The 20,401-nt window shown below is 72.2% G+C and carries 21 protein-coding genes; 20 read left to right on the top strand and 1 reads right to left on the bottom strand.

What is annotated here, in order from left to right; translation table 11 throughout:
* Positions 1 to 319 precede the first annotated feature (319 nt).
* The 20 genes from DFP74_RS32095 to DFP74_RS32000 all read left to right on the top strand — a co-directional run bounded on the left by DFP74_RS32095 (position 320) and on the right by DFP74_RS32000 (position 20,166).
* Complete coding sequence (locus tag DFP74_RS32095) at positions 320 to 1,219, top strand: ABC transporter substrate-binding protein (protein WP_370013531.1); 900 nt, start codon at positions 320 to 322, stop codon at positions 1,217 to 1,219.
* A 128-nt stretch (positions 1,220 to 1,347) separates the two neighbouring features.
* Positions 1,348 to 2,349, top strand: coding sequence for an iron ABC transporter permease (locus DFP74_RS32090; RefSeq protein WP_199725981.1), 1,002 nt, complete (start codon positions 1,348 to 1,350; stop codon positions 2,347 to 2,349).
* A gap of 116 nt (positions 2,350 to 2,465) precedes the next feature.
* Positions 2,466 to 3,650: a signal recognition particle-docking protein FtsY gene (gene ftsY, locus DFP74_RS32085; RefSeq protein WP_121187675.1), complete on the top strand. Its 1,185-nt coding sequence runs from the start codon at positions 2,466 to 2,468 to the stop codon at positions 3,648 to 3,650.
* A 229-nt stretch (positions 3,651 to 3,879) separates the two neighbouring features.
* Complete coding sequence (locus DFP74_RS32080) at positions 3,880 to 4,452, top strand: RNA polymerase sigma factor (RefSeq protein ID WP_121187673.1); 573 nt, start codon at positions 3,880 to 3,882, stop codon at positions 4,450 to 4,452.
* Positions 4,440 to 5,519, top strand: a complete 1,080-nt coding sequence (locus tag DFP74_RS32075) for a CU044_5270 family protein (protein ID WP_121187671.1) — start codon at positions 4,440 to 4,442, stop codon at positions 5,517 to 5,519. The genes DFP74_RS32080 and DFP74_RS32075 overlap by 13 nt, the downstream gene beginning before the upstream one ends.
* A 378-nt stretch (positions 5,520 to 5,897) precedes the next feature.
* Positions 5,898 to 7,232 (top strand): ammonium transporter, encoded by a 1,335-nt coding sequence (locus DFP74_RS32070; protein WP_121187669.1) that lies wholly within the window; start codon positions 5,898 to 5,900, stop codon positions 7,230 to 7,232.
* Positions 7,233 to 7,688: 456 nt separating this feature from the next.
* Positions 7,689 to 8,906 (top strand): hypothetical protein, encoded by a 1,218-nt coding sequence (locus DFP74_RS32065; protein WP_121187667.1) that lies wholly within the window; start codon positions 7,689 to 7,691, stop codon positions 8,904 to 8,906.
* Between the two features lie 466 nt (positions 8,907 to 9,372).
* Positions 9,373 to 10,965 (top strand): signal recognition particle protein, encoded by a 1,593-nt coding sequence (gene ffh, locus DFP74_RS32060; protein ID WP_121187665.1) that lies wholly within the window; start codon positions 9,373 to 9,375, stop codon positions 10,963 to 10,965.
* A 289-nt stretch (positions 10,966 to 11,254) separates the two neighbouring features.
* Positions 11,255 to 11,713 carry a 30S ribosomal protein S16 gene (gene rpsP / locus DFP74_RS32055; RefSeq protein ID WP_121187663.1) on the top strand — a complete coding sequence of 153 codons (459 nt, stop codon included), beginning with the start codon at positions 11,255 to 11,257 and terminating at the stop codon, positions 11,711 to 11,713.
* Position 11,714: 1 nt separating this feature from the next.
* Positions 11,715 to 11,957 (top strand): RNA-binding protein, encoded by a 243-nt coding sequence (locus tag DFP74_RS32050; protein ID WP_053616035.1) that lies wholly within the window; start codon positions 11,715 to 11,717, stop codon positions 11,955 to 11,957.
* A 183-nt stretch (positions 11,958 to 12,140) separates the two neighbouring features.
* The gene (gene rimM / locus DFP74_RS32045) at positions 12,141 to 12,659 is read left to right on the top strand and encodes a ribosome maturation factor RimM (RefSeq protein ID WP_121187661.1); all 519 of its coding nucleotides are present in this window, start codon (positions 12,141 to 12,143) and stop codon (positions 12,657 to 12,659) included.
* A gap of 11 nt (positions 12,660 to 12,670) precedes the next feature.
* Positions 12,671 to 13,450: a tRNA (guanosine(37)-N1)-methyltransferase TrmD gene (trmD, locus tag DFP74_RS32040; protein ID WP_121187659.1), complete on the top strand. Its 780-nt coding sequence runs from the start codon at positions 12,671 to 12,673 to the stop codon at positions 13,448 to 13,450.
* 171 nt (positions 13,451 to 13,621) lie between these two features.
* A complete protein-coding gene (rplS, locus tag DFP74_RS32035; RefSeq protein ID WP_121187657.1) occupies positions 13,622 to 13,981 on the top strand; it encodes a 50S ribosomal protein L19 in 360 nt (119 codons plus the stop codon).
* A 64-nt stretch (positions 13,982 to 14,045) separates the two neighbouring features.
* Positions 14,046 to 14,924, top strand: coding sequence for a signal peptidase I (gene lepB, locus DFP74_RS32030; protein WP_121187655.1), 879 nt, complete (start codon positions 14,046 to 14,048; stop codon positions 14,922 to 14,924).
* A gap of 234 nt (positions 14,925 to 15,158) precedes the next feature.
* On the top strand, positions 15,159 to 15,485 hold the full coding sequence (locus tag DFP74_RS32025; RefSeq protein ID WP_121187654.1) for a DUF2469 domain-containing protein: 327 nt from the start codon (positions 15,159 to 15,161) through the stop codon (positions 15,483 to 15,485).
* Between the two features lie 96 nt (positions 15,486 to 15,581).
* The gene (locus DFP74_RS32020; protein WP_121187652.1) at positions 15,582 to 15,947 is read left to right on the top strand and encodes a YraN family protein; all 366 of its coding nucleotides are present in this window, start codon (positions 15,582 to 15,584) and stop codon (positions 15,945 to 15,947) included.
* Positions 15,947 to 17,470: a YifB family Mg chelatase-like AAA ATPase gene (locus tag DFP74_RS32015; protein WP_121187650.1), complete on the top strand. Its 1,524-nt coding sequence runs from the start codon at positions 15,947 to 15,949 to the stop codon at positions 17,468 to 17,470. Before DFP74_RS32020 ends, DFP74_RS32015 begins: the two co-directional genes overlap by 1 nt.
* A 107-nt stretch (positions 17,471 to 17,577) precedes the next feature.
* On the top strand, positions 17,578 to 18,741 hold the full coding sequence (locus tag DFP74_RS32010) for a DNA-processing protein DprA (RefSeq protein WP_233571259.1): 1,164 nt from the start codon (positions 17,578 to 17,580) through the stop codon (positions 18,739 to 18,741).
* A gap of 103 nt (positions 18,742 to 18,844) precedes the next feature.
* Positions 18,845 to 19,198, top strand: coding sequence for a RidA family protein (locus DFP74_RS32005; RefSeq protein ID WP_121187646.1), 354 nt, complete (start codon positions 18,845 to 18,847; stop codon positions 19,196 to 19,198).
* A gap of 17 nt (positions 19,199 to 19,215) precedes the next feature.
* Positions 19,216 to 20,166 (top strand): tyrosine recombinase XerC, encoded by a 951-nt coding sequence (locus DFP74_RS32000; RefSeq protein WP_199725980.1) that lies wholly within the window; start codon positions 19,216 to 19,218, stop codon positions 20,164 to 20,166.
* On the opposite strand, the gene DFP74_RS33695 is transcribed toward DFP74_RS32000, so the two are convergent.
* A complete protein-coding gene (locus DFP74_RS33695) occupies positions 20,167 to 20,337 on the bottom strand; it encodes a hypothetical protein (protein WP_158613087.1) in 171 nt (56 codons plus the stop codon).
* Positions 20,338 to 20,401: the final 64 nt, after the last annotated feature.

Genomic DNA, 20,401 nt, shown 5'->3' with positions numbered 1-20,401 from the left:
CGAGTAGAGTAGGACGGTCGGGGTGTTCCCACGCCCCGACCGGTGTCGAACGAGCGAAGTCCGGTCCGGCGGCCACGGCCGCCCAACCCGGCGCTGTCCCGCAACTGTGGAGCCCCGCCGCGCGCGGGGACGAGCCAGGTCGCCTCGTCGGCACCGACGTCCCCGTCCTCGTGGGAAGGACAGGCCGTCCCCGCCCGGACCGCGCTCCTTCCCCGCCCCACCAAGGAGCACCGTGCGGAATCCCCGATCCCTCGTCCAGGGCCACCGACACCGGCGCGGCGCCTGGGCACCGACCCTGCTGCCCGCCGCCCTCCTGGGCCTGACCCTCGCGCTCACCGCCTGCGGCTCCCCGGACACCGGGTCCGAGACCGACACCGACGCGGAGTCCGACGGCGCCTTCCCCGTCACGGTCGACGACGCCCTCGGCGAGGTCACCATCGAGGCCGAGCCCGAGCGGATCGTCTCGCTCTCGCCCACCGCGACGGAGATGCTCTTCGCCATCGGAGCCGGGGACCAGGTCGAGGCGGCCGACGAGTACTCGAACTTCCCCGAGGACGCACCGACGACCGACCTCAGCGGCTTCACGCCCAACGTCGAGGCGATCGTCGAGTACGACCCCGACCTGGTCCTGCTCGCGCGCTCCTCCGAGGACACCGCCCCGCAGCTGGAGGACGTCGGCGTGCCCGTCGTCGTGCTGGACGACGCCGCCACCCTGGAGGACGCCTACGCCCAGATGCGCATGCTCGGCGAGGCGACCGGCAACGCCGAGTCCGCCGACGCCGAGGCCGAGCGCGTCCAGGCCGAGTTCGACGCGGTGGTCGAGAGCGTGCGCGAGGACGTCGGCGAGGTGGACCTGACCTTCTACCAGGAGCTCGACGACAGCCTCTACTCCGCGACCTCCGGCACCTTCGTCGGCCAGATCTACCAGGCCTTCGGGCTGGAGAACATCGCCGACGCGGCCGACGGCGCCGACAGCGGCTACCCGCAGCTGTCCCCGGAGTACGTCGTGGACGAGAACCCGGACCTGATCTTCCTGTCCTACGGCGACGAGGAGACCCTGGCCTCGGTGGGCGAGCGCCCCGCCTTCGACACGGTCACGGCCGTCGAGGACGACGCGGTGTACCTGCTCGACGCCGACATCTCCTCGCGCTGGGGTCCGCGCGTGGTCGAGTTCGCCGAGCTCGTCGGCGAGGCCGTGCGAGAGAACGCGGGCGCCTAGGCCATGTGCCCCGGACACCGGCCCCGCCACGGAACACGGCCTTGCTGAGCGGCCGGCCGACACTGCGCGGGGGCGGGAGGCGCCCCCGGCCGGCGCCTTCGGCACGCCACCTCCTCCCCGTCGGCTGGCTGGTGGGCGGAGCGGTCCTGCTGGTCGCCTCCGGCCTCCTCGGCGTCTCGGCGGGGGCGGCCTCCATCTCGGCGGCCGACATCGTCCGCCACCTGCTCAGCCACCTGCCGTTCGGAGTGGAGTCCCCGCTCAACGAACGGCAGGTGGCGCTGCTGGTGGCGCTGCGCCTGCCCCGGGTGGTCATGGGCGCCATCGTCGGCGCCCTGCTGGCCACCGCGGGCGGCGCCTACCAGGGCGTCTTCCGCAACGCCCTGGCCGACCCCTTCCTGCTCGGCGCCGCCGCCGGCGCCGGACTGGGCGCCACCCTGGTCATGGTCTTCGGCCAGGAGTTCACCGACAGCCCGCGCGCCGCCGTCCCCTTCGCCGCCTTCGTCGGCGCGCTGGTGGGCGTGGCCGCCGCCTACCTCCTGGGTTCCACCGCGGGCGGCGGCGGGACCGCGTCGCTGGTCCTGGCGGGTGTGGCCGTGTCGTCCTTCCTGTCCGCGGCGCAGACCCTCGTCCAGCAGATGGGGGTCGACCAGCTCCAGCGCGTCTACTCCTGGCTGCTGGGCGGCCTGGGCCGCGACGGCTGGGACGACGTGCGCTTGGTGTGGCCCTACGCGCTGGTGAGCCTCGTCGTCCTACTGGCCTGCGGCCACCTGCTCGACATGCTCGCCCTGGGCGACGACAAGGCCCTCAGCCTCGGCCTGAACCCCGGAGTGGTCCGGATCATCGTGATCAGCGCCGCGTCGCTGGCCACGGCCGCCGCGGTGGCGGTGAGCGGGCTGATCGGCTTCGTCGGCATCGTCGTCCCCCACGTGGTCCGCCGCCTGGTGGGCGCCAACTACCGGGCCATCCTGCCGGTCACCGTGCTCTTCGGCGGCGCCTTCCTCGTGCTGGTGGACATCGTCGCCCGCACCGTGGTCGCCCCCGCCGAACTCCCCATCGGCGTCGTCACCGCCTTCCTCGGCGCGCCGTTCTTCCTGCTCATCCTGAGGACCACCCGCCACCGCGCGACGTGAGCCGCGGGCCCCGCGCGCACCTGGTTCCTGAGCGCTCACGCGCCCCGGTTCGTTCCCGGCACGCCACCCGCCCGTGACGCGAACGCGTCGCGCGTTCTGGGAGACTGGGGAGCGCTATGGACATCACCGTGCTCGCAACCTCAGTCATCGTCGTCCTGGTCCTGCTTCTGGCGGTCGGCGGGTTCTTCCTGGTCAAGACCCGACGTCCGGTCGAGCGGGGCGAGGAGGAGACCAAGCCCGAGGTCACCGGGAAGCCGGGGACGGCCGCCCCGGAGGAGGACCGCGAACGGGCCGAGGGCGCGGTCGTCACGCCGCCCGCCCCGGCCCCTCCGGCCGAGGCCGCCCCGCCCGCCGAACCCGAGCTGGAGACGCCGCCGCCGTCCGCGGGGCGCATGGTGCGCCTGCGCGCGCGCCTGGCCCGGTCGCAGAGCTCGCTGGGCCAGGGCCTGCTCAACCTGCTCTCCGCCGACGCCCTGGACGAGGACGCCTGGGAGGAGATCGAGGACACCCTCATCACCGCCGACATCGGCGTGACCGCCGCCTCGCAGATCGTCGAGAACCTGCGCACCAAGGTCAAGGTGCTCGGCACCCGGGGCGTCGACGAGGTGCGCGGGCTGCTGCGCGCGGAGCTCCTGGCGCAGATCGGCACCGACACCGACCGGACCGTGCGCACCGAGCCGCACGGCGACCGGCCCGCGGTGATCATGGTCGTGGGCGTCAACGGCACCGGCAAGACCACCACCACCGGCAAGCTCGCGCGCGCCCTGGTCGGCGACGGCCGCAGCGTGGTGCTCGGCGCGGCCGACACCTTCCGCGCCGCCGCCACCGAGCAGCTCCAGACGTGGGGCGGCCGCGTGGGCGCGCCCGTCGTGCGCAAGGAGGAGGGCGCCGACCCGGCCAGCGTGGCCTTCGACGCCGTCGCGCGGGGGATCGAGGACGGCGCAGACACCGTCATCATCGACACGGCCGGGCGCCTGCACACCAAGACCGGGCTCATGGACGAGCTGGGCAAGGTCAAGCGCGTGGTCGAGAAGAAGTGCCGGGTGGACGAGGTCCTGTTGGTCCTGGACGCCACCACCGGCCAGAACGGGCTGCGCCAGGCCCGCGTGTTCGGCGAGGTCGTCAACGTCACCGGCATCGCGCTCACCAAGCTCGACGGCACCGCCAAGGGCGGCATCATCGTGCAGGTCCAGCGCGAGCTGGGCGTGCCGGTCAAGCTCGTCGGACTGGGGGAGGGGCCCGACGACCTGGCCCCCTTCGACCCCGAGGTCTTCGTGGACGCCGTCCTCAACGGCTCCTGAGGCGCGACAGGGCTCCCCGGGGCGCGCGAGCGCCCCGCACGTGTGGCCGGACACCCGCGAGGGTGCCCGGCCACACGTGTGTCCGGGCCGGGGACCGGAGGCGGCCCCCACGAGGCGCGGGCACGAGGCCGATCGGGCCGGGCGCGCACGTCCGCCGCGAATTGCACCGGCCGCGTCACACACACCCCTTCCGCCGACACGAGCAGGTGTGAGGAAGAGAGGTACGCCCATGAGACGTGGCACGGCCGGGGACGATGACCCCGGCCAGAGAGACTTCGACGCCATGTTCGAGGAGCACTACGACGCCGTCCACCGCTACGCGCGGCGCCGCGTGGGCCCCGACCACGCCGACGACGTCGCGTCCGAGGCCTTCGTCGTGGCCTGGCGACGCGGGGAGCGCGTGCCCCCGGGACGCGAACTGCCCTGGCTGTACGCCTGCGCGCGCCGGATCACGCTGGCCCACCTGCGCGCCGACCGGCGCCAGGGCCTGATCGCGCAATCCCTGGGCCGACGGCCGGGCGCCGCGTTCCACGCCGACGACGCCGACCGCGTGATCGAGCGCTCCGGAGCCCTGGAGGCCCTGTCCCGGCTGACGGAGCTGGAGCGCGAACTCGTGATGCTCGTGACCTGGGAAGGGCTCGACTGCCGTCAGGCCGCCGCCGTGGTGGGGTGCGCCCACGTCACGGCCCGCGCCCGGCTGCACCGCGCCCGCAAGAGGCTCACGGCCCACCTGTCCCGCGACACCGGGACGACCGAACCCGAACGGGCCCGCCCGCCGAAGGAGGCGACATGGACGACCTGACCGCTCTGCGCACCGCACTGGAGGGCACCGACCCCGCCGCGGGCGCCGCGCCCGCCCCCGGAGCCCGCCGCCGGGCCCGCGCCCACGCCCTCGCCCGACTGCGGGAGAGCCCCGTGACCCGACCCCTCCACAAGCGCGTTCCCGTCCTGGTCGCCGGAGCCGCCGCGGCGGCCCTGGCCGTGGGAGCCGCGAGCCTGCTCCTGCCCGCCGACGAACCGGGCGGCATCCCTGCCGCCTACGCCGCCCCGCCCGAGCCCATCGAGGTCGTCGGCGGCGACCCGGTCGACGGCACCGACCGGCTGCTGGCCCTGGCCGAGGTGACCCGGGGCCGCGGGGCGGCCCCGGGCGAGGGCGGCGTCGCCTTCGTCTCCACCTCCGGGACGCAGCTGATCCGGCTCACCGCCAACGCCGGGGACGACGGCCCCGACGAGACCCACGGGTACCGGTACGTCCCCTACGACTGGGCCGAGTGGACGGCCCCCGGGGGCGAGTACCGCCACGACGCCCACCCGCGCCCGCCCCTGGAGAGCGGTGGTCGGGAGGGCGACCACGCGTGGTTCCTCGACCAGGGGAGCACGTCCACCGAGGAGACCCTCCACCCCTCCCTGGTCTGGCCCGAGGAGCTGCCCACCGAGGCCGCGGGCATGGAGGAGGTGCTCGCCGACCTGGGCGAGGGCGCCGCCGACGGCTCTCCGTCCGGGCTGGTCGACGCGATGCGGGCCCTGTACGGGGCCCGGCCGCTCACCGGGCCGGAGGAGGCGGCCGTGCAGGACGTGCTCGCCGGGATCGGCGGAGTCGAGTACGTGGGCTCGGCCACCGACCCGCTGGGCCGTGAGGGCGAGCTGTTCTCCCTGGAGGTGGCGGACGAGGCGTCCGTGTCGGAGTACCGCTACCTGTACGACGCCGAGGACGGCTCACTGCTGTACCGGGACACGACCCTGCTGGAGGAGGGCCCCGAGTACGGGAACGCCGAGGACTACGGCCTGGCCTACCCGCTGCCCTCCGAGCGGGTGAGCTACGTCTGGTCCGGCTGGGTCGACGCGATCGGCGAGCGACCCGCGGAGTAGGTGCTCCGGGCGCGGAGCCCGCGCGAGTGTGACCCACTTCATGTGTGCGTCACACCACCGCAACACGAGAGCGCGGTTGCTGACGCGGGCTCCGTGACCGGAGTGAGATCTGACGGTGCGTGCTGGTTTGCTCTCTCCCTGTTCGTCGCGCAGGGGGTGATCTGTGCGCATGCACGCGTGTTCGCACGTGCTGGGGCCTCCGTTCATGGCGGCTTAACACTTCTGGCTGTCCTTTTACACGGGTGCAACATGGCAGCTCCCATGGAGAAACACCCAGCTCAGAAAGTGGCCTTCGTGGTGCTCCGCTCGGCCCGATGACGCGCTCGCTGACGCCGCCCCTGCACGACCATCCCCCGTCCGTACTACGGAGGCGACGACATGATTGACTCTGGCAACACCACGTGGCTGCTGGTGAGCGCCGCGCTGGTGATGCTCATGACCCCGGGACTGGCCTTCTTCTACGGAGGCATGTCACGGGCGAAGAGCGTCCTGAACATGATGCTCATGAGTTTCGCGAGCATCGCGATCGTCAGCGTGCTGTGGGTCGCCATCGGCCACTCGCTCACCTACGCCGAGGGTCCCGGTGCGCTCAACCACTTCATCGGCGGCTTCGACTACGTCGGTCTGAGCAGCCTCATCGGTGAGATCGAGCCCTCCGACGGCGAGGGCGGCGGCGGATACCCGCTGCTGGTCGACGCCGGCTTCCAGATGATGTTCGCCGTCATCACCGTGGCGCTCATCTCCGGCGCCATCGCCGACCGCGCCAAGTTCGGCGCCTGGCTGGTCTTCGTTCCCGTCTGGGCGACCCTGGTCTACTTCCCCGTGGCCCACTGGGTCTGGGGCGGCGGCTGGTTCGAGATGATCACCATCGGCGACGCCGGTGTGGTCGACTTCGCCGGCGGTACCGCGGTCCACATCAACGCCGGTGCCGCGGCCCTGGCCCTGACCTTCGTGCTCGGCCGCCGCAAGGGCTTCGGCGTGGAGTCCATGCGCCCGCACAACCTACCGTTCGTCCTGCTGGGCGCCGCCCTGCTGTGGTTCGGCTGGTTCGGCTTCAACGCCGGCTCCGCCTACGCCGCCGACGGCACCGCCGCGCTCGCCCTGGTCAACACCCAGGTCGCCACGGCCGCCGCGATCATCGCGTGGATCATCGTGGAGAAGCTGCGCTACGGCAAGGCCAGCGCGCTCGGCTTCGCCTCCGGCGCCATCGCCGGTCTGGTCGCGATCACCCCGGCCGCCGCGGACGTCACCCCGATCGGCGCGATCGCCGTCGGCCTGGTCTCCGGTGCGGTCTGCGCCTACGCCATCAGCTGGAAGTTCAAGTTCAAGTTCGACGACGCGCTCGACGTCGTCGGCATCCACATGGTCGGCGGCATCATCGGTTCGCTGATGATCGGCCTCGTGGCCGCCGAGATCACCTCGGGCTCCAGCGGCCTGCTCGACGGCGGCGGCGTCTCGCTGCTGGTCGTCCAGCTGATCGCCGTGGTCGCCACGATCATCTACTCCTTCATCGCCACCTGGATCATCGCCAAGATCATCGACCTCATCATGGGCTTCCGTATCCCGGAAGAGGTCGAGACCAACGGCCTGGACCACGAGCTGCACGCCGAAACGGCTTACGCCTTCGACGAGCTGGACGAGCTCGAGGCAGAAGCGGTCTCCTCGTCGACGCCTCCGGGCGAGGAGACGGCCTCATCGCAGGCCAAGGCCTAGTCTTCAACGTCGAGGCCAGGGGTTTTGGCCGCTGACGCGGTGAGGTGACCCAGAGACCGGCGGGGAGTGATCCCCGCCGGTCTCGTTCGTGTGCGAGAGTCCACACCGGGCGGGGACGGGCCGCGAGCGAGCGGGCGAGCCGCGTGCGGCACACCGTTTGTGTGGATTCATGGAGCGTTGTTGGCCGTGGTCTGTGCCGGGGTTGGATACGCTTTCGGGGCGGTGGGGCTGCGGAGCCGAACGGTCGCGGCCCTGTGCCGCGGAACCGGGCCCGCGCGGCGGTCCGACGGCCGGACGCTGGAACGCGTCCCGGCCGGGCGCGGACGGATCGGAACCGCGGGCCGGACGGCCGCGTCTCACGCCGGCAGGGCCGGGGTTCGATCGTCCCCGCCGCCCATCCCATTGCACACACGCGGACTCGTTACAGTGCCCCACAGGTCGGGGTCAGGAGGAATGATGGCGCCGGTTAGTCACATCAGGGGTCGCAGGTCCGGGCGTTGGGCGCTCGCCGCGGCGGGGGCCGCGCTCGCGCTCGCGGCGACCGGATGCTCGATCCTGGACGACCTGCGTCCCGGAGGCGGGGGCGAGGAGGAACCCACTCCCGAGGCCGCCGAACCGGTGGACGCGGCGCCGCTCCTGGAGGAGGCCCTGGCCGACCTGGCCGAGTACCCGGCGCTCACCGCCTCCGGCCAGGTGGCCGCGAGCGTGGGCGGCGACGTCCGGGACACGTCCCTGACGGTCACCGACTCCGGCGCCACCAACGGCACGGTGAGCGCCAACGACATCGAGGGCGACCTGGTCAGCGCGGACGGCAAGCTGTACATCCGCGCCGCCGAGGACTTCTGGCTCGACCAGGGGGTGTTCGGCCCCGACTTCGACGACTTCGACGAGAACTGGGTGCGCGCCACCGGCGGCCAGGCCGGGATCAACCCGGCCGCCACCCTCGCGCCGCCCGTCCTGGCGGAGATCCTCGGCGGGCTGGAACTCGACTCGGAGGAGGCGACCGAGGAGAACCTCGAGGACGTCCTCACCTACCGCGTCGACCTCGCCGGTGAGCGCAACCAGCTGTGGATCAACGCCGAGAGCGGGCAGATCCAGCGCATCGCGATCGAGGAGCTGGTGCCGCCGGAGGCCGAGCGCGGCCCGCAGGTGCGCCTGGACCTGGCGGAGGCCGACACGGCCGCCGCCGAGGAGGTCTACGACACCCTGACCACCCTGGCCGAGGACGAGCTGACCGGCTCCCGGGACGCGCGGGTCGAGGTCGCCTGGGACGGCCAGCCCGCGATGAACTGTGAGCCCGGCCCCAACTGCACCTGGTCCGGCACGGTCCGCGACGCGGGCGGCGCGAGCAGCGGCACGGTGACCGTGCAAATGGCGGTCACCTTCAGCAACGACGAGCTGGGCAACCAGGAGTGCAGCGACAGCGGCGGCCTGGAGGCCGGCGGCACGCTGGAGATGTCCTGCAGCGCCAACTACGACAGCGTGGGCGACGAGACGTACACGATCGACGGGTCCGCCCAGCTGTCCACGCGCGGTCTCACCAGCGGCCAGCAGGAGGAGATGCTGACGGCCCTGGACGAGCAGCGCGCCGCGACCGTGTCCGGCGGCTCCGAGGAGGAGACCGAGGGCACGGAGGGTTCCGAGACCCCGGCCGAGGAGACCGAGGGCGACTAGGGCTCGACCCGCCTACCTTTCGGGACCCTCTCCCCGGCCGCCCCGCGCGGCCCGGCGGGAGGGTCCCGTCGTGTGCGGTGGTTCGCGCGGGATTCGGGTGGTAGCCCGGTCACCGTGCGTAGCGCGCTCCACGGGCGTTGGTGGGCGACGGGAAAGTGGGGCTGCGCCGGAGGCGTCGGTTGAGGGTGGTAGCCCGGTCACCGCGCGTAGCGCCCTCTACGGGCGTTGGTGGGCGACGGGAAAGTGGGGCTGCGCCGGAGGCGTCGGTTGAGGGTGGTAGCCCGGTCACTGCGCGTAGCGCGCTCCACGGGCGTTGGTGGGCGACGGGAAAGTGGGGCTGCGCCGGAGGCGTCGGTTGAGGGTGGTAGCCCGGTCACTGCGCGTAGCGCGCTCCACGGGCGTTGGTGGGCGACGGGAGGGAGGTAGGCTGGGAAACCAATTCCGAGACGAAGGACTGGCCAAACTCGTGTTCGAGACGCTTTCCGACCGGTTGACATCGGTCTTCTCCTCGCTGCGCGGCAAGGGGCGGCTGTCCGAGGAGGACATCAACGCGACCGCTCGCGAGATTCGCCTCGCGTTGCTGGAGGCGGACGTCGCGCTGCCGGTGGTCCGCGAGTTCATCTCGCGGGTCAAGGAGCGCGCCCGCGGCGAAGAGGTCTCCAAGGCCCTGAACCCGGCGCAGCAGGTCATCAAGATCGTCAACGAGGAACTGGTCGAGATCCTCGGTGGCGAGACCCGCCAGGTCCGGTACGCCAAGAACCCGCCCACCGTGATCATGCTCGCGGGCCTGCAGGGCGCCGGTAAGACCACCCTGGCGGGCAAGCTCGCCAAGTGGCTCGGCGACCAGCGCAACACGCCCCTGCTGGTGGCCGCGGACCTGCAGCGGCCGAACGCCGTCACGCAGCTCCAGGTGGTCGGTGAGCGCGCCGGGACCCCGGTGTTCGCGCCCGAGCCCGGCAACGGCGTGGGCGACCCCGTCGCGGTCGCGCGCGAGTCCGTGGAGCACGCGCGGCGCAACAACCACAACGTCGTCATCATCGACACCGCCGGCCGTCTCGGCGTGGACACCGAGATGATGCAGCAGGCGGCGGACATCCGTGACGCCGTCTCGCCCGACGAGATCCTCTTCGTCGTCGACGCCATGATCGGCCAGGACGCGGTCAACACCGCCCAGGCCTTCCTCGACGGGGTGGGCTACGACGCGGTCGCGCTCACCAAGCTCGACGGCGACGCCCGCGGTGGTGCCGCGCTCTCCATCCGGCACATCACCGGGCGTCCGATCATGTTCGCCTCCACGGGCGAGAAGCTCGAGGACTTCGACCTCTTCCACCCGGACCGGATGGCCTCGCGCATCCTGGACATGGGTGACGTCCTCACGCTCATCGAACAGGCCCAGCGCACGTTCGACGAGGCCGAGGTCGAGAAGATGGCCTCGACCATGGCCTCGGACGACGACTTCACGCTCGACGACTTCCTCGAGCAGATGTCGATGGTCCGCAAGCTCGGCCCCATCGGGAACCTGCTGGGCATGATGCCCGGCATGGGCCAGATGCGCGACCAGATCGACAACATCGACGACAAGGACCTGGACCGCATCCAGGCGATCATCCGGTCGATGACCCCCGGCGAGCGCTCCAACCCCAAGATGATCAACGGTTCGCGCCGGCTGCGCATCGCCAACGGTTCGGGCACGCAGGTCAGCGACGTCAACGGTCTGGTCACCCGCTTCTTCGAGGCGCAGAAGATGATGCGCAAGATGAAGAACGGCGGTATGCCCGGCATGCCGGGGATGCCCGGGATGGGCGGCGGCAACAAGAAGAAGGCCAAGGCCCAGGCCAAGAAGGTGAAGAAGGGCAAGCAGCGCAGCGGCAACCCGTTGAAGGCCCGCCAGCAGGAGGCCGAGCGCGCCGCGGAGCGCCGGCGCAGGCAGGAGGAGGGCGGCCAGCAGATGCCGCAGCTGCCCCCGGGCCTGGGCGGCGCCGGCCAGTCGCAGCTCCCGCCCGGTCTCGGCGGCCCCAACATGCCGGACCTGTCGAACTTCAAGTTCCCCGAGAAGTAGGCGCCTCGCGCGCGTGGGCGGGCCCTTGGGGGCCCGCGGCGGCCCGCGATCGGTGGCCTTCCGGCCCGTCCCCGTGTGGGGGCGGGCCGGACGTGTTTCACCGTGACCGCACACGCCGGTCGTCCTGGCTGAGGAACTCGCCGGTGTCTGGCACAATGAGTAGTCGACTAACGGTGGCGGGCCAGCCCTCTAACTAGCCTGCCGCCCACGTCAGTCTCGAAGGTCCCCGCAACCCCACGCGGTGTACCGTCGGACGCCGAATACCGTTCATCGGGAGAAGACCACTCCAGTGGCTGTCAAACTGAAGCTCAAGCGTATGGGCAAGATCCGTACGCCCCAGTACCGCATCATCGTCGCCGACGCCCGCAGCAAGCGGGACGGCAAGGCGATCGAGGAGATCGGCAAGTACCACCCCAAGGAGCACCCGAGCCTCATCGAGGTCGACTCCGAGCGGGCCCAGTACTGGCTGTCCGTGGGCGCTCAGCCCTCTGACGCGGTCAAGGTCCTCCTGCGCAAGACCGGCGACTGGCAGAAGTTCAAGGGCCTCGCCGCTCCGGCTCCGCTCCAGGTCGCCGAGCCGAAGGACCCCGAGGCCAAGGAAGCCGCCTTCCAGGCCGCTCTGAAGGAGCTCGTGCTCCCGGGCGCCGAGAAGGCCACCAAGGCCAAGAAGACCGAGAAGAAGGCGGACAAGCCGGCTGAGAAGCCGGCCGAGGCCGCCGAGGCCAAGAAGTCCGAGGGCGAGGCCTGACGTGCTGGAAGAGGCGCTTGAGCACCTCGTGAAGGGGATCGTCGCGAACTCCGAGGACGTCCAGGTGAGAGCCAAGCGGCTCCGCAAGGGCAAAGTCCTGGAGGTCCGCGTCCACGCCGACGACCTGGGCAAGGTGATCGGCCGCAACGGCCGTACCGCCAAGGCGCTCAGGACGGTCATCGGCTCGCTCGCCGGCGGCCGGTACGTCCGGGTGGACCTGTTGGATCTGCACGAAGTGCGCTGACGCGCCTCTCGGGGCGTCGACCGCGAAGGTCGGCGCCCCACAGCCGTGCCCGGGGTCGCCTGCGACCCCGGGCACACTGCCTCCCAAGGCCCGGGCGGCGGGCCTCGACCCGCGTCCCGCACCCGGTGACCCCGGCGGCACCCCGCCGCCCGAGGGCGGATCTCACAGAAGGACGGAACTCCCATGCGACTCGTGGTGGGCCGTATCGGCCGCGCGCACGGTATCCGAGGCGATGTCGCCGTCGACGTGCGCACCGACGACCCGGCGGCCAGGTTCACCGTCGGAGCGGCGCTGGACACCGACCCGGCCTCCGTCGGGCCGTTGAGGATCACGTCCACGCGGCGCCACAGCGGCCGCCTGCTCGTGCGCTTCGAGGGGATCGACGACCGGGACGCCGCCGAGGCGCTGCGGGGCACCGCGCTCCTCGTGGACTCCGCCGACATCGCGCCCCTGGACGACCCCGACGAGTTCCACGACCACGAACTGATCGGCCTCGCGGTGCGGACGACCTCCGGTGACGCGGTCGGCACCGTCGACGACGTCCTGCACCACGCCCAGGACCTGCTGGTCGTGACCACCGCCGAGGGCGACGAGGTGCTGGTGCCGTTCGTGGCCGCACTGGTCCCCGAGGTCGACACCGCGCAGGGGCACATCGTCATCGACCCCCCGCCCGGTCTGCTCGACCTGCAGACAGCCGACTGAACGGTTACCCCGTGCGCATCGACATCATCAGCATCTTCCCCGACTACTTCGCGCCGCTGGACCTGTCGCTGATCGGCAAGGCACGCGCGGCCGGACGGCTCGACGTGCACGTCCACGACCTGCGCTCGTGGACGCACGACCGGCACAACACCGTGGACGACACCCCCTACGGCGGGGGCCCCGGCATGGTGATGAAGCCCGAACCGTGGGGAGAGGCCCTCGACGAGGTCGTGGGCACGGAGCCCGCACGGCTGATCCTGCCCACCCCCAGCGGTCGCCCCTTCCGGCAGGCCGACGCCGAGCGCCTGGCCGCCGAGCCCCGGCTGGTCTTCGGGTGCGGACGCTACGAGGGCATCGACTCGCGGGTCGCGGCGGACGCCGCCCGGCACATGCCGGTCGAGGAGGTCAGCATCGGCGACTACGTGCTCAACGGGGGAGAGTCGGCCACCCTGGTGATGGTGGAGGCCATCACCCGGCTGCTGCCGGGCGTGCTGGGCAACAAGGAGTCCGCGGTCCAGGACTCGTTCGCCTCCGGTGGTATGGAGCACCTCGTCGAGGGGCCGGTGTACACCAAGCCCGCGACCTGGCGCGGCCAGGAGGTGCCGCCGGTGCTGTTGTCGGGCAACCACGGCGCCGTCGACCGCTGGCGGCGCGACCAGGCCCTGCGCAAGACCGCCCGCAACCGCCCCGACCTGGTCGCGGCGACGCCGGACGAGGCGTGGGACCGGCGGGACCGGGAGGTCCTCGCCGAGGAGCACGTTCGGGACGCCGGCGAACATGTGGCAAACTAGGTGGGTTCCCCCTTGGTGACCGGCGGCATCCGCATGCCGGCGGCAGGACGTCGGCCTCTGTGACGGTCACCCGGGCGGTTCGAAAGTTCAGACCCATTCCAGGGCCCTCGCCCGCGCACCCCTGTACTCAGGGGATCAGGCCGCGGCGCGCTACCGATGAGGATTCGCGAGATGCACACTGCCATTCAGGAGCTGGAGAAGGCTCAGCTTCGCACCGACGTCCCGGAGTTCCGTCCGGGTGACACGCTCAACGTTCACGTGCGCGTGACCGAGGGCAACCGTACTCGTGTCCAGGTCTTCAAGGGCGTCGTGATCCGCCGTCAGGGCGCGGGCAGCCGCGAGACCTTCACCATCCGCAAGGTGAGCTACGGCGTGGGCGTGGAGCGTACGTTCCCCATCCACACCCCGGCCATCGACAAGTACGAGGTCGCCGCCCGCGGCCGCGTGCGTCGCGCCAAGCTGTACTACCTGCGTGACCTGCGCGGGAAGGCCGCCCGCATCCGCGAGCGCCGCGAGCCCATCTCCAAGTAGTCTTCCGCGCCTTCGATCGGAATCCGCACCGCCCCCGGCAGGGAGGCAGGATAGGCTTCCGACGATGAGTGAAGACGACAGGGGCCCCGGCGCCGACGGGGAGTCCGAAGCGGACTCCGACCGCGACGGCCCGGAGGAGCACAGCTCCGCCACTGGCTCCCGAGTGCCATCGCACTCGGGAGCCAGTGGTGTCTCCGATACCGATGGCCGGGAGCCTGAGGAGAGGGCGGACGCCGACATGACCAAGTCCCAGAACAGTGCCAAGAAGGGGTCGTTCTGGAAGGAACTCCCGATCCTGATCGTGATCGCCCTGGTGTTGGCGTTCGTGATCAGGACCTGGGTGATGCAGGCGTTCTACATCCCTTCGTCCTCCATGGAGAACACGCTCCTCATCGGGGACCGCGTGCTCGTGAACAAGCTCGTCTACGAGGTCCGCGACCTTGAGCGCGGCGAGGTGGTCGTCTTCGACGGCGACGGGTCGTGGGACGACCCCAACACCGTGGTGGTCCCCGAATCGAGCAACCCGGTCGCGCGCGGATTCACCTGGGTACAGCAGCAGCTCGGCGCCGCTCCCACGGGCAAGGAGTACATCAAGCGCGTCATCGGCCTTCCGGGCGACGTGGTGGAGTGCTGCGACGAGCAGAACCGGGTGCTGGTCAACGGCGTGCCGCTGGAGGAGGACGAGTACCTCTATCCGGGCAGTGTGGCCAGTCACACCGAGTTCGGCCCGATCGAGGTGCCCGAGGACCACGTGTGGCTCATGGGCGACCACCGCGCGATCTCCTACGACTCGCGGCTGAACCAGAACAACCCCGGCGGCGGAGCGGTCCCGATCGACCACGTCGTGGGGCGGGCCTTCGTCATCATCTGGCCGATCGGCCAGGCCGGCGGGCTGGGCGTCCCCGACACGTTCGACCAGCTCAACGACGCCGACGACGAGTGAGCGCGGGCTCGGCCCGGGGCTGAGCGGGCGCTCCCACCGGTCGGCGCCCAACGAATTCCTCGCGACCGGGTACAAAAGCCCGTTCGGTGACGCATCATGGATCTCGGACCGTATTGGCGTACCCGGAGCGTGGTGCCGCGGCCCGGTGGGAACAAGCCGGGGGACGGCGGTGTCCATGTGATGAAGGGAAAGGCACACCACCAGCGGAGAGTGCTGACGAAAGCGAGCGCGTGGATGAGTTCTGAGGACCTGGAGAAGTACGAGGCCGAGATGGAGCTCCAGCTCTATCGCGAGTACCGGGACGTCGTCGGGCTGTTCAGCTATGTGGTGGAGACGGAACGCCGCTTCTACCTCACCAACCACGTCGACCTCCAGCCGCGTTCCACGGAGAACGGGGAGATGTACTTCGAGGTCGTGATGGAGGACGCCTGGGTCTGGGACATGTACCGCCCGGCCCGGTTCGTTCGCAACGTGCGCGTGGTGACGTTCAAGGACGTCAACGTCGAGGAGATCACCAAGGCCGACCTGGAGCTTCCGCCCGCCGAGAGCCCCGAGGACTGACGCCCGCACTCCGCGACCGGAGTTGTCCACAGCCCCACATTCCCTCTGGCGCGCCGATCGCCGATCACCGACCGTGGTAACGGGAGGTGGTCGCCGATGGACCGGCGGGCGAAATACCGACAGGCACTGGGCAGGCACGGCGAGGACATGGCCGTGGCCTTCCTCGAGCGCGGCGGCCTGCGCGTGGTGGATCGCAACTGGCGGATCCCCGCCGGCGAGATCGACATCGTCGCGCGGGACGGGCGCACGCTCGTCGTCGCCGAGGTCAAGACGCGCACCTCGGTGCGCCACGGCCACCCGGTGGAGGCCGTCACCCCCACCCGGCGACGCAGGCTGCGCCGCCTGGCTCGCGCGTGGGCCAGGCGGCACCGCGTTCCAGCCCGCCCGCTGAGGGTGGACGGCGTCGGCGTGCTCATCCTGGACGGCCGCGTGTTCGTCTCCCATGAGCGGGGGATGACATGATGACGCTCGCCCGAACGCACTGCGTCACCCTGCTGGGCGTACGCGGCCACGTCGTCGAGGTCGAGGTCCACCTGGGCGGCGGCGACCCCGGGGTGACCATGGTCGGCCTGCCGGACGCGGCCCTGAGGGAGGCGCGCGATCGGGTCCGCGCAGCCCTCGTCAACAGCGGCGAGTCCTGGCCCAGCGGCCAGATCACCGTCAGCCTCTCCCCGGCCAGCCTGCCCAAGTCCGGGAGCCTCTTCGACCTCGCCATCGCGGGCGCGGTGCTCGCCGCCGCGGGAGAGGTGCCCCCGGACCGGTTGGAGGGCACCGTCCTCATCGCCGAACTCGGCCTCGACGGTCGTGCCAGGCCGGTCCCGGGGGTGCTCCCCGCGGTGGTCTCGGCCACCCAGCAGGGCCATGGCAGGTTCGTCGTCGCGCACGGCAACGCGGCGGAGGCCAGGCTCGTGCCGGACGCCGAGGTGGTGCCGGTGGGCAACCTGATGGAGCTGTGCGACTGGCTGCGCGGCGGGGAGCCGCCCCCGGACCCGCCGCCCGCCCAGGTGCCCCGTCCGCGTGAGAGCGCGGACCGCGGGCCGGACCTGGCCGACGTCCTGGGACAACCGGTGGCCCGACGCGCGGTGGAGATCGCCGCGGCGGGCGGGCACAACCTGATGATGCTCGGATCGCCGGGGACCGGGAAGTCCCTGCTCGCCGAGCGGCTGCCGACGGTCCTGCCGGCACTCGGCCCCACCAAGGCCCTGGAAACCACGGCCATCCACTCGGTGGCGGGCATGCTCCCCGCGGGCTCGCCCCTGGTCACCCGACCGCCGTTCGCCGCACCCCACCACACGTCGAGCCGCGCCGCCATCATCGGCGGCGGCAGCGGCTACCCCAGCCCCGGATGGGTGTCCAAGGCCCACCGCGGGGTGCTGTTCGTCGACGAGGCCCCGCAGTTCGGCCGTGGCGTCCTGGACTCCCTGCGCGAACCGCTCGAACGCGGTGAGGTCGTCCTGGCGCGTGCCGCGTCCACGGTCTCCTTTCCGGCCCGTTTCCAGCTGGTGATGGCGGCCAACCCTTGCCCGTGCGCCAAGCCCGGATCCCTGTGCACCTGCCCGGCGGGCGAGCGCCGCCGTTACTTCTCGCGCCTGTCCGGGCCCCTGTTGGACCGGGTCGACCTCAAGGTGGAGCTGCAACCGGTGGCCCGCGCCGAACTGCTCGCGGACCGGGCCTTCGCGGAGTCCTCCGCGGTGGTCGCGGCCCGGGTGGTGCAGGCGCGCGACAGAGCCGCCGCCCGCCTGGCGCACACCCCGTGGTCCACCAACGCGGAGATCCCCGGAGCCCGACTGCGCCGGGAGTTCCCGGTGGAGCCGGAGGCGCTGCGGGTGCTGGGCCGGGCCATGGACCAGGGGCTGATCAGCGCGCGAGGCGTCGATCGCGCGCTGAGGGTGGCGTGGACCCTGGCCGATCTCGCCGAACGGGACCGGCCCGGTGAGGAGGAGGTGTCGTATGCCTTCGCCCTGTGGTCGGGCCGGGCCTGGTGAGGCCGCGCACGGGGGCGGGTGGCGTGGCCGGGTGGTGCGGTGTCGGTTCGGGGTCCTGGGGGCGAGCGGAGTGACGGTGCGGGGCGGCGGGGAGACGGGGGGATGACGTGACGGTACGCGTGGCGGAGGAGGAGGCCGATGCCCGGGCACGGGCCTGCCTCACGGTGGTGGCGCCCCCGGGTGACCTGTGGCTGGGGGAGCTGCTCGCGGAGTACGGCGCGGCACGGGTGTGGGCCGACCTGGTGGCCGGGGCGCCCGCGCCGTCGGCACCGCACCAGGAAGGAGCCTCGGACGGCGCGGAGCAGGCACTGCGGCTCGAACGGCGCTGGGCGCGGTGGAGCGCCAGGGCGGGACGGGTCGACCCGGACGGACTGCTCAGCGACTCGGCGGAGGCGGGGATCCGCTTCGTGGCGCCGGGGGACCCGGAGTGGCCGGGGCGGCTGGAGTCGCTGGACCTGCCCGGCGGGCGACGTTCGCACGGCCTGTGGGTGCGCGGCCGGGGCGATCTGCGCCACCTGTGCCTGCGCTCGGCGGCTCTGGTGGGGGCGCGGGCGGCGACCCCCTACGGCGAACACGTCGCCGCCGAGCTGGCCTACGGCCTGGCCGAGCGCTCGGTGGTCGTGGTGTCCGGCGGCGCGTACGGCATCGACGGCGCGGCCCACCGGGCCGCGCACGCCGCCGGGAACACGGTGGTGGTTCTGGCCTGCGGGCTGGACGTGGACTACCCGCGCGGGCACGCCGGACTGTTCGCCGACATCGCCCGGCGCGGCGTGCTGGTCAGTGAGCGACCGGTGCGCTCCACCCCGCGGGCTCCGGACTTCCTGATCCGCAACCGGCTGATCGCGGCGCTCACCCCCGGCACGGTGGTGGTCGAGGCCGGGCGCCGCAGCGGCGCGCTCAACACCGCCGCGCACGCCACGGAACTCAACCGCGCGCTGATGGCGGTGCCCGGGCCGGTCACCTCGGCTCTGTCCGTGGGGTGCCACCTGCTGCTCCGTGACTGGCAGGCCGCCTGTGTGACCTGCGCCGAGGACGTGGTCGCGCACGTGGTGCCGCTGGGGGAGGAGGGCGCGGGGACGCCCCGGCTGGAGGCCGCGCTGAATGCCGACACCCGACGTGTACTGGACGCGGTGCCCCGCGAGGGCGCCGGCACCGCGACGATCGCCGTGCGCAGCGAGGGCACTCTGGAGGGCACCATGCGCGCGCTGGGGATGCTGGCCGCCGCCGGTCTCGTGGAGCGGTGTTCCACCGGTTGGCGGCCCCCGCGGTGAAGGCCGACAAGCGGTCGCACGGCGACACGGATGTTCTGCGCGCATGTCGATCCCGGGACCGCTTCACCCGGGCAGGGCCGCCGGAAGTGGGTACGTTGTCGCTATGGCCAAAGCGTACAGTGATGCCCGTGTGGCGGACGGCCCTCTGCTCTTCGTCTCCGGACAGACCCCTCAGGCTCCCGACGGCGGTATCCCCGGTGACATCACCGGCCAGACCCGGCAGATCTTCCAGAACATGGAGGCGGTGCTGGCCACCCACGGCGCCGACCTCACCCACCTGGTCAAGCTCACCTACTACCTGCGGCACGTGGCGGACCTGGACGGGCTCCGTCCGGCCCTGATCGACTGCCTGCCGGACGGACCCCGGCCGGCGGGCACGCTGGTGGAGGTCAACGGGTTCGTCGATCCGCGCTTCCTGGTGGAGATCGACGCCGTCGCCTGCCTGCCCCGGAGGTGACCGTGCTCGACCGCACTGTGCTCGACCGTTTCGGCGCCCACCTGTCGGGGGAGCTGGGCCGCTCACCGCACACCGTCCGCGGCTACCTCGCCGACCTGCGTTCGCTCCAGAGGTTCCTGGCGGACAGCGGACCGACGTCGGACACGTCGGTCGGGACGGACGCCGGGCGAGGAGGGCCCGACCCGGACACGGAGACCTCGGACGCGCGGGGTTACGGGTTCGAGCACCTGGACGTCCTGCTGGTGCGCGGCTGGCTGGCCCGCTCCCGGGACGAGGGGATCAGCCGCGCGAGCCTCTCCCGCCGGGTGGCGGCGGTGCGGGCCCTGACCCGCTTCCTGCACCGCGAAGGCGTGCTGGAGACCGACCCCGGGCCGCGACTGGTCGCGCCCACCCAGCAGCGCGGACTGCCGACCGTCCTCAACGAGGAGCAGGCCGCCTCGGCCCTGGCCCAGGGGCCGGCCGAGACCCCCGTGGACCTGCGGCGCCGCGCGGTGGTCGAACTGCTCTACGCCACCGGTGTGCGCGTCGCCGAACTGTGCGCCCTGGACCTGGGCGACGTCGACCGCGCCCGCGACACCGTTCGGGTCCTGGGCAAGGGCGCCAAGGAGCGGACCGTGCCCGTGGGCGCGCCCGCCCTGGACGCCCTCGACGCCTGGCTCGCCGGTGGGCGCCCGGAACTGGCGACCTCCGCCAGCGGCGCCGCTCTGCTCCTGGGTGCCCGCGGCGGCCGTCTGGGCGTGCGCCAGGCCCGTGAGGACGTGCACGCCCTCCTGCGCGCTGCCGGGGTGGACAGCGGCCCGCACGGCCTCCGGCACAGCGCCGCCACCCACCTGCTCAACGGCGGCGCGGACCTGCGCAGCGTGCAGGAGTTCCTCGGCCACGCCAGTCCGCGCAGCACGCAGATCTACACCCATGTGTCCGTGGAGCGCCTGCGCGACACCTACCGCCAGGCTCATCCCCGCGCCTGATCAGGTCTGCTGCGGGCCCTGGCCCGGGCAGAAGAGTCGCCGTCGGAACACCAGACCCGCCATCCCCACCGACCTGGCGATCGTCGTGGGGATCGCTACGAAGATCGCCGTCGCGATCCGCCACAGGTGTCGCCGGAGGGCCTCGGGGCTCCCGTATCCGGGAACCGGCATGGTCTTCACCGAGGTCGGTCCCCTCGCAAGCGGTGGCCAGGCGGCTCGCCGGTGGTGACTTGGA

This window comes from Nocardiopsis sp. Huas11 (assembly GCF_003634495.1).
In the GTDB taxonomy this organism is placed as follows: domain Bacteria; phylum Actinomycetota; class Actinomycetes; order Streptosporangiales; family Streptosporangiaceae; genus Nocardiopsis.
This window is presented reverse-complemented; position numbering and strand designations above follow the sequence as displayed.